Annotated in this window: 13 protein-coding genes and 1 riboswitch; of the genes, 5 read left to right on the top strand and 8 right to left on the bottom strand. The window is 34.3% G+C overall.

Annotated features, from left to right (window positions below; translation table 11 throughout):
• Positions 1–258: 258 nt before the first annotated feature.
• Together H3U96_RS00290 and H3U96_RS00285 are read right to left on the bottom strand one after the other, a co-directional pair.
• Positions 259–1,839 (bottom strand): hypothetical protein, encoded by a 1,581-nt coding sequence (locus tag H3U96_RS00290; RefSeq protein WP_198195257.1) that lies wholly within the window; start codon positions 1,837–1,839, stop codon positions 259–261.
• Positions 1,840–2,491: 652 nt separating this feature from the next.
• A complete protein-coding gene (locus H3U96_RS00285; protein ID WP_198195256.1) occupies positions 2,492–2,641 on the bottom strand; it encodes a hypothetical protein in 150 nt (49 codons plus the stop codon).
• 106 nt (positions 2,642–2,747) lie between these two features.
• Here H3U96_RS00285 and asnA point away from each other — a divergent pair, with 106 nt between their 5' ends.
• Positions 2,748–3,740 (top strand): aspartate--ammonia ligase, encoded by a 993-nt coding sequence (gene asnA, locus H3U96_RS00280; RefSeq protein ID WP_034903383.1) that lies wholly within the window; start codon positions 2,748–2,750, stop codon positions 3,738–3,740.
• Positions 3,741–4,229: 489 nt separating this feature from the next.
• Positions 4,230–4,319, bottom strand: a riboswitch (TPP riboswitch).
• A gap of 134 nt (positions 4,320–4,453) precedes the next feature.
• Here asnA and H3U96_RS00275 read toward each other — a convergent pair.
• The 4 genes from H3U96_RS00275 to H3U96_RS00260 form a co-directional block, all read right to left on the bottom strand.
• The gene (locus H3U96_RS00275) at positions 4,454–4,834 is read right to left on the bottom strand and encodes a DUF1161 domain-containing protein (protein ID WP_198195255.1); all 381 of its coding nucleotides are present in this window, start codon (positions 4,832–4,834) and stop codon (positions 4,454–4,456) included.
• A gap of 137 nt (positions 4,835–4,971) precedes the next feature.
• Complete coding sequence (locus tag H3U96_RS00270) at positions 4,972–5,202, bottom strand: hypothetical protein (protein ID WP_065578946.1); 231 nt, start codon at positions 5,200–5,202, stop codon at positions 4,972–4,974.
• A gap of 450 nt (positions 5,203–5,652) precedes the next feature.
• Positions 5,653–5,916: a SemiSWEET family transporter gene (locus H3U96_RS00265; RefSeq protein ID WP_034903376.1), complete on the bottom strand. Its 264-nt coding sequence runs from the start codon at positions 5,914–5,916 to the stop codon at positions 5,653–5,655.
• Between the two features lie 425 nt (positions 5,917–6,341).
• Entirely contained in the window at positions 6,342–7,742 is a 1,401-nt protein-coding gene (locus H3U96_RS00260) for a PLP-dependent aminotransferase family protein (protein ID WP_198195254.1), read from the bottom strand.
• 150 nt (positions 7,743–7,892) lie between these two features.
• Between H3U96_RS00260 and pdxS the strand changes: the two genes are divergently transcribed.
• From pdxS to H3U96_RS00240, 4 genes are all read left to right on the top strand, one after another.
• Positions 7,893–8,780: a pyridoxal 5'-phosphate synthase lyase subunit PdxS gene (gene pdxS / locus H3U96_RS00255; protein ID WP_065614193.1), complete on the top strand. Its 888-nt coding sequence runs from the start codon at positions 7,893–7,895 to the stop codon at positions 8,778–8,780.
• Positions 8,780–9,373, top strand: coding sequence for a pyridoxal 5'-phosphate synthase glutaminase subunit PdxT (gene pdxT / locus H3U96_RS00250; RefSeq protein ID WP_198195253.1), 594 nt, complete (start codon positions 8,780–8,782; stop codon positions 9,371–9,373). Before pdxS ends, pdxT begins: the two co-directional genes overlap by 1 nt.
• Positions 9,374–9,866: 493 nt before the next feature.
• Positions 9,867–11,012 carry a type I restriction endonuclease gene (locus H3U96_RS00245; RefSeq protein WP_086360632.1) on the top strand — a complete coding sequence of 382 codons (1,146 nt, stop codon included), beginning with the start codon at positions 9,867–9,869 and terminating at the stop codon, positions 11,010–11,012.
• Positions 11,013–11,092: 80 nt separating this feature from the next.
• Positions 11,093–11,497 (top strand): GFA family protein, encoded by a 405-nt coding sequence (locus tag H3U96_RS00240; RefSeq protein ID WP_198195252.1) that lies wholly within the window; start codon positions 11,093–11,095, stop codon positions 11,495–11,497.
• Between the two features lie 87 nt (positions 11,498–11,584).
• On the opposite strand, the gene H3U96_RS00235 is transcribed toward H3U96_RS00240, so the two are convergent.
• Together H3U96_RS00235 and H3U96_RS00230 are read right to left on the bottom strand one after the other, a co-directional pair.
• Positions 11,585–12,034, bottom strand: coding sequence for a pyridoxamine 5'-phosphate oxidase family protein (locus tag H3U96_RS00235; RefSeq protein ID WP_198195251.1), 450 nt, complete (start codon positions 12,032–12,034; stop codon positions 11,585–11,587).
• 11 nt (positions 12,035–12,045) lie between these two features.
• A complete protein-coding gene (locus H3U96_RS00230) occupies positions 12,046–12,639 on the bottom strand; it encodes a UbiX family flavin prenyltransferase (protein WP_198195250.1) in 594 nt (197 codons plus the stop codon).
• Positions 12,640–12,748: the final 109 nt, after the last annotated feature.

Below are 12,748 nucleotides of genomic sequence, written 5' to 3'. Positions count from 1 at the left end.
AAAAGAAGAAGCGCAATTTTACTATTAAAAAACCTTTTTTTAAGTGATTTTTTAATGTATTGCTTTTTAAATACTTTATTTTAAGTCAAAAAAAAGGGTTAGCAATAAGTAGGAATTTAAGTTTCAAAAACCCCGTTCCTCAAAATTTTTATCTTAAAAATCCCAATCCTCAAAAATAACCCCGTCCCAGTTGGGACGGATGGTTGTCGCCACAACATTGCTTTAGCCATTTACGTCATAATTCGCTTGGTTATTGAATTAATCATCCTTTAAAGGGGCTGCGGCACAAACTCCTGCATGTTTTTCACCTCCATTGGGTATAAAGCCACTAGATGCACTGCCAACATGGGTGAACACGACAAACTCAGTATAATTACTAGCTCGGCCAGGGTCGCTAGTCCAATAACCATAATAGAAACCAGCATCAGTGTAGCCCTTTACGTCGCCCCACTCCGAAAAGAAACCTGCACCAATTCTACGCTGATAGTGATTACCAATTGATGAAGGTGTCGCACCAACTATACCCTTACAATGTCCACCTGAATTCCCCCTCTCACAAATCGCGTTAGTTAAATCCTTGACCTTAGGCATACGGTATCCAATATCACTACACCAAGACGATACACTTTCATTAGTATAAGATTTAAGTCCACGGTTAACAAACCACTGCTTTAACTGGAAACCGTATTTGACGATTTCTTCCCCACTTTGACTGTCTCGACCAACTAACTCAAATGTCTGTGGTAATGTCGGATTGAGTATAGTTCCCAAACTACTTGGATTACTTGAACCCAATTGCTCATCTTTAGCAAATGGACCCTTTAGGCTAACCCGCACACTCTTATTTGTTGCTTCCGTCATAGTAGCTGTAATACCACCATGAGAAACTGGCTGCCAAGATAATTCTCGATAATTACCACCTATATCTAGATCAAAGTACAAATTATGAGCCCCTGTAGTAGGGAAATTCAAATCATAAGACGAAGGATTTTTCGACTGTGTAATGAACCCCATCTTTTCATTCCACATTGTAGCAGGACCTCGGAAATCCATGTCTTTAGAAAAAAGCTTACCATATTGCAAGTTCGGTTTTGCAAAACAGACCTCTGGTGGTGCCTTAGGATTAATATAATATGTCGCATTACTAGCATTAAAATCGCTACCTTTAGGAACGCCATAACGGGTTGATAAAGTGCCGTTGGTACTAGCCAATTTCACCTTATAGGGCCCATTACAAATGGTTAGCACTGTATTACGTGTGACAGGATTATTGAATCTATCAACAATAGATAAATTTAAACTACCTGTGGCAGTTATACCATCAGGGTCTTGACCATCACCATCATCATCACCCCAATAATTATAAGGTTCTCCGATAAGTAAATTTAATGCAATAGAATCAGTATCAGTTGGCACCAACATATCGATATCAGCAAAACTCTGACCCGCAACAGGTAAAACGATAGGATTATCTTTTGAATTATTGGTTGCGGGAGTATATTTATCTCCATTAGAAAGGGATATCCCAAGTAGAGCTTTGGTGTTTGTCACGCGTGTAAGACCACCATCAAAGGTTAAATATGGCGCATTACCATAAATAATATTGGTCGTTTGAGCGGTTAAAGCATGATTGGCAAAAGAGATAGAAAGTAAAATAACTAAGATTAACGCGGAAACAATCTGTCGAGATAAAAAGGCTAAACTAAGAAATTTTGAAAAATTTCGCCGAAATTGCTTAAAAAACAAACTACCATTAAGTAATAAATGATACGAACTTAACTTTAAAAAGATTAAATTATAGGTTGAGCAGGTGTTATGTGTTGCAAGATTATAATGCATATTGACGTCCTTGTCAACTAAGATACTGATTAATTTACACTTTTATATCAAAAATTATAAAAGTTATCCTTTTATATAAATAAGGTTTGAAAGTATAGTGATTGGAAAAAACCATGCAACTATTTTTGGCGGTTTAATTGTTAATTTTTGTAAAGTTTGATGAAAAATTATACTTCAAAATCAAGACATTAATAATAAAAGTACCAACACACCAAAATCTTACCTCCTATTTTTAGCCCTATTTTGATTTCAAAAAACCCCTCTCCTCAAATTTTTTTGGTTGTTTGAGTTTCGGACGTTTGTTGTTTTGTGGTTGTTTCTATACGGTGATTACGTCCGAGTTAAGAGGGTTGGCGCCAACCCTCTTTACAATCTCCCGCGGCGACTACGCAAGTGGTCACGATGTGACTGCCTTCCGTCTTCGTTCGGTCTTAACGCACCGGCTGTGATTTGTTCCTGACAAAGCACCGCCTTGCCAAACATCCCTGTTTGCCATGCTATCCTCTCTCAGTTGTCAGCACGTTGCGAATGTCGCTAAATGAGAAGCATCAAACTGATTGATAAAAATAAACTTTTATTATTGGAATTAGCAGATGTTATAACTAACGTTAACGATTTATTGGATGGGTTTTGGCTTTAAAAACCCCTTTCCTCAAATTTTTTGGTCCTTTATTTTTTGGATTGTTTGAGTTTCGGTCGTTTGCTGTTTTGCGGTTATTTCTATACGGCGATTACGTCCGAGTAAAGAGGGTTGGCGAGAACCCTCTTTACCATCTCCCGCGGCGACCACGCAAGTGGTCACGATGTGACTGCCTTCCGCCTGCGTTTAAGCCTGTTAACTAGACTTGCATATTTCTGCTTTCTAGTTTAATTTAGCAACACAAATTTTTTATATTTCGAGACTAAACATGACAATATCATTTAAAGAGCAGCAACAACGAATCAATTTTGTTAAACAATTTTTTGCCGAGCAATTAGCAAATAATCTATCACTAATTGAAGTTCAAGCACCAATATTGAGTCAAATTGGTGATGGCGTTCAAGATAATTTGTCAGGTACCGAAAAAGCCGTTCAAGTTAATATTAAAAGTATTCCTAATGCACAATTCGAAGTTGTTCATTCACTAGCTAAATGGAAACGTAAAACGTTAAGTCAGCACAATTTTCCTGTTGGTGAAGGCATTTATACAAATATGAAAGCTCTGCGCCCGGATGAAGATAAACTCTCGCCTATTCACTCTGTTTATGTTGATCAATGGGATTGGGAAAAAGTGATTCGTCCCGAAGATCGCAATTTAGCTTATTTAAAACAAACGGTTGAAAAAATTTATAGTGCGATTAAAGCGACTGAAAAAGCAGTCTCTGAAAAATATCATCTATCACGTTTTTTACCCGAAACAATTACCTTTATGGATAGTGAACAACTGTTAAAACGTTATCCAAATTTATCACCGAAAGAGCGTGAAAATGCAATTACCAAAGAGTTAGGCGCCGTATTTTTAATTGGTATTGGTGGTGAATTATCAAATAATGAAAAACATGATGTTCGTGCTCCTGATTATGATGATTGGAGTAGTGATAATGAAATGGGTTCAAAAGGCTTAAATGGTGACATTTTAGTTTGGAATCCGGTGTTAAATAGTGGTTTTGAAATCTCATCAATGGGGATCCGTGTCGATCCAGAAACCTTAAAACGACAATTAAAACTGACTAATAATGAAGATCGCCTCCAATATGCATGGCATAAAGCATTAGCTAATGGTGATTTTTTACAAACAATTGGTGGTGGAATTGGCCAATCACGATTAACCATGTTACTTTTACAGCAACAACATATTGGTCAAGTACAAGCAAGCGTTTGGGACGATGCCACCAAACAAAATTATTCAAAACTACTTTAGTTTAAAAATTGTTTAAATATAGTTCAAATTCAGCATACTTTACCCATAGTGGTAAAGTATGTTTGTTATTTAAAACGTTTATCTAAACCCATTTGCCAGAAACCAATTTCAAGTTTAGTTGCTTGCCTAAATAATTTTGTTAAATGTTCAATGCGACTATCCTCTAAATTTACTAAGCTGATCAAGCCAAGCTATTTTATTTGGCATTGTTTGTTGGAATTTGTTGCTAGCATATTTATTAACCCAACTGTTATATCTATGGTTATTTCTTGCGAATCAGTTTGGCAAGTCTTGTTTAGTGATATTAGCAATGTGTGACAACTGAGTAAGATTAGCATGGCAAATAGGGATGTTTGACAAGGTTGTTTTTGTCAGGAACAAATCACAGCCAGTGCGTTAAGAGCGAACGAAGGCAGAAGAGCGAATAGAATGACGACATGATGACTTCTTTTTATAAAAATTAGTAATTAAGGAGTACAACAGACTTGTAGAAAATGTGTTTTATACTCCCTTCGCCGGTACTAACCGAATCAGGTTCAACGGGTATAATCTCAGCCTAGGGCACCCCGGATAAATACAGATGAATAATAGTTCAGCAAATAAATAACAATTTTATAAAGATAGTAGTTTATTAACCGTTACTATTTATTCAAATGTTCTTTATTTATTTATCAACCGATAGATCTTCTATAACTATAGCTAATAATCAGTAATTATTCTGTCTTCGACTCAATTTGTTGATTATCTGCTGAAGGCGGCACTTCTATTTGTTGTTGAGAAGATTTCTCTAATTCAGCTTGTTCGGCTTGCTGATTAGAAATTGAAGACTCTTGTTGTTTTGCTTCAGTTGTTACCGAATTATCTTGTGAACGAACATATACTATCTTTTGTTGACCACGATCACATGATCCGACAATTTTACCTGCAACACCTTGCTCAGCTTGTTCTGATGGAACTAAATTTAATTGAAAACTGTTTTCATCAACACCATTGTTTTTGATTTTCTCAGCGATACTGGCACTAATTTCTTCACAATTAGATGCAGCGGCAACCATTGGCAGACCTAACAATAAAACCACGACTAACTTTTTCATACCCTTTCCTATAAATTATAAATAATAAGTCTTGTTGCATTGTAAAACGATTGATAAAACTGTCCATATCGTTATAAGCGATATGATAAATAAATTTTATCAATTTATTAATGAAGTTAGCGCAAGATTCTAACCGATTAATCTTGCTTATGCTGGCTTTCAAGTACTCTCAATTTATCTAAAACCCAACAGCGAATATCGGCTAATTCAGCTTCAGACAATCGATTAACAAAATCTCTTTTTTCATGAAGTTGTTTACGATCCTCATCAGTCAAAACAACCCCTTTTAAATTTAATAATACTTCTTTACGGTACATAGAATAGATAAAATCTTTTATCAAATCGTCAGAAAGATTAATGTTAGCCATTTTGATTTCCTTATTTTATATCTTTAACGCTCATACGATTAAGTCGACATCTAAATTAATAACATGAACACTCAATACAAAAGAGTATTAAAAAATAAACACTGTTTAATAAACAGCCGGATCTCCAATATAATCTAATCGCAAATAGATGACAATAATTGAATCTGATAATGCAAATTAAAACTTAGTTTTTTAGTTAAAACTAAATTGTGAATTATTCACTTAATTATTTGATAAGTATTTAACAAACCTGTTGATAACCTTGCAACACATTGATAAATAAAAACTTAATGGCAAGGTTAAAATTTAATCGGCAACAGAACAATCCATTTTTGAAACTAAACCCTCTATATTTGTCAACAGAAATCATCTAACAATTTGATAAAAAAATACAGCATAAGGTTTAAATTATGCTGTATTGAAATAAGACAAAGAAGTATAACAATAAATTTACAATGCCGTAAAAAATGCAATTAATCCAAACAAAACACCAGGGGAATTAGCTATAGCAATCGGCCAATCTTTTTTAGGTTGTAATAATCCATAACAAACCCATAACGAACAGTTAATTGCTGCCGCTAATGGTTGAGTTGGATTGGTTTTGAAACCATGAAGATTGTCGATAATTTGCGGAATATATGACACATACATGCCTAATGATGCAATCGTTGCAACGACGCCTAAATAATGGAAAGCTTTGGGTGAAAGATTCAAGATCAGCCTACCTGCTTAATGTGAATGGAAAAATTAATCTATCATAGATAATCAGCGATTTAAACCTTATTCTACCTAGCTTTTAGACAATTTAATGTAAATAAAATGATAAAAAATAGCTGATAAAATTAGTAATATTTTGATAATAAAAATAAAAAAATTTGAGGAACGGGATTTTTAAGGCTTAAAAATCCCCACACTTTCTCTGAAATTGCTTATAAAACTAAAATCAGCTCACACTAACCATCAAAGTTTATTGCTTGCCAAGCGTTTGCTGTATTTAATTTAGCGAGATTAGCAATGTGCTGATAACTGAGTGAGATTAGCATGGCCAACAGGGATGTTTAACAAGGCAAGGCTATGTTTTGTCAGGAACTTAGAACTTTCCATAATCAATAAGTTAATGCAGATTTTATGATGTGTGATCAAAGCAAATTTTTTTCAAAATGTCCATAACTTAATCGGATAGCCCCCAACTTATCACCAAAGTCAGTACCTTGCGAAACAATGATATGTTTTGACAACAACTTATTTAATATTGTCAGTTCTTGTGCAGCATTATTAACTGGTAAATGAGCATATAAATGAAAACCTCCGGTTGGGACTCGGTAAATAACATCACCATTAAAATAATCATCCAGCCAATCCATTAATTGGTTAGCTTTATTCTGCAACTGTTGGCAGAGCCATTTTTGATGTGTTTGATAATGGTGACTTAAATATTCCTCGGCTAATAGTTGCGGTAAAATACTTAACCCAGAGTCAATGTGATGGCGGATATTGGCTAATTTTTCGATAATTTCAGTTGGTGCTATCATCCAACCAATACGTATATTACGGCCGATATATTTGGATAAAGATCCTAAATAGACCACTTGATTACTTACATCGAATTTTTTAATCGGTAAAATATTGGTTTTTTCATCAAAAGCTAAGCCACTATAGGCATCATCTTCAACAATACCAATACATTGCTTTCGACAAAATGCCAGTACCTGCTTCTTGCGCTGATTACTCATCACACAACCAACTGGATTTTGAAAGATAGGATTTAGAAATAACCATTTTATTTGTCGCTCTAAGGTGACTTTCTGTAGACTCTCTAAAGTAATACCCTCATCATCACATTCAATACCGTATAAACGCAATCCTGCTGCTTGAAATAATGGTAATGAATAAAAGTATGATGGTGATTCAATACCTATCGCATCGCCAGGTTTTAATAATCCTTGGGTAATTAAAAAAAGAGATTGTTGAGTACCCGAGGTAATAAGAATTTGTTCAGTATCAACCAACATAGCAAATTGTTTCTTCATATAATAAGCAATTTGCTGCTTAAGCGAAGGAAGCCCTAATTGCAACATGTCGCTCTTCTTTTCGTAAGCAACCATTTCATGGGAAGTAATATTGGGTAATATTAATTTGGGGATCATATTAGTGGGCAAATCACCATTAGCTAAATCACAAACATGCTCCATTTGCTGCCGAACCTGTGTCACTTTTTGTTGATATACATTTTGACGATGATGATAAAAATTGGCAGGCAATCGCCAATTAATGGTCGAATAAGCTTGCAGCCCCCACTTTTGTTCATTAACAAAAGTCCCACTACCCTGCTTTCGCACTAATATCCCTCGTTCAGTTAAGATATCCAGCGCATGCACAATAGTTGAACGGTTAACTTGTAGATCCTTGGCTAAATTACGCTCCGATGGTAATCGCTCACCGGCTATTAACACGCCTTGTTCGATATAGTTCTCAATCAATTGCGTGACTTTTTTAAATAATGCACCATTAAAAGGGCTTAATTTTTGTTTATTCCACATCTTTTATTTTTAAAGTTTTTTAGAACTTATTACCTTAAACACAAAATTGGATGGGTTAATTATAGTCCAATTGGCTGTTTTTTGCAGTGCTTTAATTTTGAATAATAGTCCTGACATTAGACAACTAACATTAATTAATCAGGAGTAGCAATGAAACAACATACCGGTACACAAACAGTAAAACGTGGAATGGCACAAATGCAAAAAGGCGGCGTGATAATGGATGTCATCAATGCCGAACAAGCCAAAATCGCTGAACAAGCTGGTGCCGTAGCAGTTATGGCTTTAGAACGTGTTCCTTCCGATATTCGTGCTGCTGGTGGCGTCGCAAGAATGGCCGATCCGACCATTGTTGAAGAAGTAATGAAAGCAGTAACAATTCCTGTTATGGCGAAAGCAAGAATTGGCCATATCGTTGAAGCACGTATTTTAGAATCAATGGGAGTGGATTATATTGATGAAAGCGAAGTGCTAACGCCTGCTGATGAACAATATCACTTATTGAAAGATGAATTTACTGTGCCTTTTGTCTGTGGCTGTCGTGATTTGGGTGAAGCATTACGCCGAATTGGTGAAGGTGCCTCTATGTTACGCACCAAAGGTGAACCCGGAACAGGCAATATTGTTGAAGCGGTTAGACATATGCGTCGGGTCAATGAACAAATTCGTTTAGTCGTTGGCAAATCAAAGGATGAACTTATGACATTGGCCAAAGAAATTGGCGCGCCATATGAATTAGTATTACAAATTAAACAACTTGGTAAATTACCAGTCGTAAACTTTGCTGCCGGTGGTGTAGCTACGCCTGCTGATGCAGCATTAATGATGCAACTTGGTGCTGATGGTGTATTTGTCGGTTCGGGTATTTTTAAATCACAAAATCCAGAAAAATTTGCTAAAGCGATTGTTCAAGCAACTACTTATTTTGATGATTATCCAAGATTAGCTGAATTATCCAAAGGATTGGGTGAAGCCATGAAAGGGATTGAAATCAGTAAATTAACCGAATCAGAAAGAATGCAAGATCGAGGCTGGTAATGACAACAATTGCCAACTTAAAAGCTAACAAAATCATTGGGGTGCTTAATTTACAAGGTGCCGTAACTGAACATTTAAACATGCTTGCTAGCATTGATTTTGTGTGCCCTATTGCAGTTAAAAAAACCGAACAATTGCGTCAACTTGATGGCTTAATTATTCCGGGAGGAGAATCAACAGCAATCAGTCGTTTAATTAGACAAAATGATTTATTTGAGCCAATACAAGCATTTGCTAAACAAGGTAAAGGTATTTTTGGCACCTGCGCTGGATTAGTACTTTGTGGCACTGAAACCAGCCATAATGAGGTTGAACAACTGGGACTAATAGATATTATTGTTGAACGAAATGGCTTTGGGCGGCAAATAAATAGCTTCGAAACAGTGTTAGATATTGCACCTATCGGTCAGCAAATTCCAGCGGTATTTATTCGTGCCCCCTATATTGCCACAGCAGGTAAACAAGTAAAACAACTCGCTTTTGTTGATAATCATTGTGTAATGGCGGAACAAGATAATATTTTGGTATGTTCATTCCACCCAGAACTAACCACTGATAACCGCATAATGCGCTATTTTGTTGAAAAATGTTAACGATTAAAATGTAGTCCATTTTTAATCTGTAAAAATAGCAAATTTTCGTAATATTTGATTATTGGCACTAATTATTAGTGCCATTTTTTGCCTTAAAAACCCTTTTCCTCAAAATTTTGGAATAGTTATATCTTGCTGGTTTCTGAAATTTTTTTATATTAGTTGATAAGTGATGTGATTCTCTAATCCAGCATGTTCAAAAATTAATAAACATAATAATCTATCCAATTTAAAATGAATAAGTTAAGATATAAATCATATTCATTCAAATTTAAATAAATTAAAATAAATACTATTCATCTTAATAAAATAAATTATATAAATAGTTAGAATAAAGAATATTTATAGTACAATTATGCTAAATTCAAAATAATTGAATATAAAATACACCAATCATAAATAATAAAAAATATTAAATTATTATATTGGATTTTGTGCTTTGACTCTATTATTTAAGCAAATAGATAACTGGAATAATGTAAGGTATTAAAATATGAATAATTTTAAAGAAAAATTGTCTACTCATTCTGAACACGTTAAAAAAGTTGGAGATCATTGCACAACGGAAGAAACTACGAAACAAGCGTTGATATTGCCGTTACTCGATATACTTGGATTTACTCCTTATGATCCAACCAAAGTAAAAGCTGAATTTAAAGCCGATTTTCCAGGAGTTAAAGCAAATGAACGAGTTGACTATGCCTTATTTTGTCAAGATTTACCTGTGATGTTTATTGAAGCTAAATCATGGGGTGAAGAATTAAATAATCATTGCCCTCAACTATCAAGATATTTCAATGCAACACCTGAAGTTGCTGTTGCAGCAATAACCAACGGTAGAGAATGGCGTTTTTTTACTGACTTAGAACAAAAAAATATCATGGATTCAGCTCCGTTTCTAAAAATTAAAATAGAAGAATTACAAGATAACGATTGTGAGCAATTATATCAATTTAGATATGATCAATTTAAACCTGAAGCACTTAGAACATTAGCAGAAGAAAGTATCTATTTTTCACTTTTTACAAAAACAATTGCATCATCGTTGCGCGAGGCTCCAGTTGATTTCGTAAAATATGTAGCTAATAAATCTAATATTTCTAGACAACTAAATCAAAAATTTTTGGATAGCATTACTCCTATAGTAAAAAAAGCAATTGAAAAAGCTGTCAGCAATATGGTTGTAGTTGGATTAACAGGAAAAAAAGAATCTGTTGATGAACTAATTGAAGATAATGAAGAAATTAATGAAATCGATGATAAAGCTGATATTGTAGATCCTGAAAATAATAAAATTATTACAACTTATTCAGAAAGAGTTTTGTTCGATCATGTTAATTCAATTACTAATGATAAAGATTTGACATATAAAGATAATGAATCTTATTTTAGTGTTCTCTATCAAACAAAATCAAATAGATGGATTGTTCGTTATTACGACAATAAACAACGACCATCTATACAATTACCTATTGAGTTGACAGAGCAGGCTAAAGATGAAATAAAAAGGGCTGGATTAGAAATAGGTGCTGGTGATCAGATTATTATAGAAAAACCTGAAAATATATTAAGAATCGCCGGTTTAATTATTGATGCATATGAATATACAAAAAACGACGAGAATTTTAAGCGAAAATAATTACCTATTTTTCAAAAATTATTTAAGATTTATTTTCCTATAAAATTAATCTTAAATAATTTAATATAAGGAAATTTATCATGATGACTGGTAACTGTTTATGTGGTGAAATTGTCTATCAACTAAATAGTGATATCAAAGCGATTGTTTTTTGTCACTGTTCACGTTGTCGCAAACAAACTGGTTCAGCGTTTAATTCTGCCACACTCATTAACAAGGAAGATTTAACTTTTGTCAAAGGTGAGGAAAATATAAAAGTTTTTTCTAGCTTAGGCGTCAACCGTCATTTTTGTGGTAATTGTGGTTCACATCTATTTTCTAGTCGCGATAATGATAATAGTTGTTACCGATTACGTATTGGGTTGATTAATGAGCCAATTAATGCTGAAAAGCGTATACATATTTATACCGGTTCTAAAGCTAATTGGGATACTATTTGTGATGGCGATTGTGAATATGAGGAAAATATACCACCTAAATTGTGATAATGCAGTTTCAATTTAAGTTATTATCGGGTTTTAGGTTGTGATTAGATAATGATTAGACTAAAACCTAACATACCATTTATCAAGTTAATGATCTTTCAGTTTTGCGTCTCGTTGCCAATAGCTTTTATGTGCAAAACCAAGTAGATTATTGGTCATCTTAATTTCTTGTAATCGTAGTGACCAAATCGGCGCTTTCATGACTCTTGCAAAAGGAAAGGCGGAATAATAAAGCTTATAAGCATTGCTAGCTTTATTATCAATGAGTTGTTCAGCTATAGCGCTAAATTGAATACCTTGAATTTTGGTTATCGATTTTGGATTAACACTTATAGTACCGGCAACATTTGGATTGTGTAGCATTGCTTGTGCATGTTTGGTTTTTAATTCTGATAAGAAATATAAACACCAGTTCTCTTTATCAAATACATAGAATGCATTACATGCCCATGGCTGGTTATTAACTAATATCGCACATAAATTTACTACATGTTGTTGCTGGATAAATTGCGCGATTTTAGACTCGCTTTTTTTCATGATATTACTGTTTATTCAGGTTTTTGATTAAGATGCATATCTTCACCCCAGCGAGGTAAACAAGGTACATCAATATCAAACAGGTCAAGTGCTCTAGCAACACTATGGGTAATAAGATCATCAACACTTTCAATGTGTTGATATAACGCAGGAACTGGCGGAAAAATAATTCCTCCCATTAAAGTCACCGCTTCCATATTTTTAATATGACCTAAATGTAATGGCGCTTCTCGCGTCATTAAAACTAATCGACGTCGCTCTTTCAATACCACATCTGCCGCTCGAGTAAGTAAATTATCTGACAAACTATTTGCTATAGCTGAAAGTGTTCGCATTGAACATGGTGCAACTAACATTCCCATGGTTTTAAATGAGCCACTCGCAATTGCAGCGCCAATATTATCGATCGCATATACAACATCTGCTAACGATTGCAATTGAGTTAATTGTGATTGCGAATGTTCATAATGACCGGTGATTTTTGCCGCTTTTGATACCACTAAATGAGTTTGAATATCCATTGGTTTTAATAGTTCTAAAGCTTTAATTCCATAAGCAAAGCCTGTAGCACCACTTATGCCAATTACTATCCTTTTCGCAGCCATATTTATTCCTGTTATTTAATTGAATCTAAACGTTTGTTGATTAGTGTAGCTTAAAATAACATAGTCTAAATAACAATATTATAAATCGATGGGATGGTTAAAATATCTT

Source organism: Gilliamella sp. M0364, assembly GCF_016100565.1.
GTDB lineage: Bacteria > Pseudomonadota > Gammaproteobacteria > Enterobacterales > Orbaceae > Gilliamella > Gilliamella apis.
The sequence above is the reverse complement of the archived record's forward strand: the minus strand, read 5'-3'. Positions and strand labels throughout refer to the sequence as shown.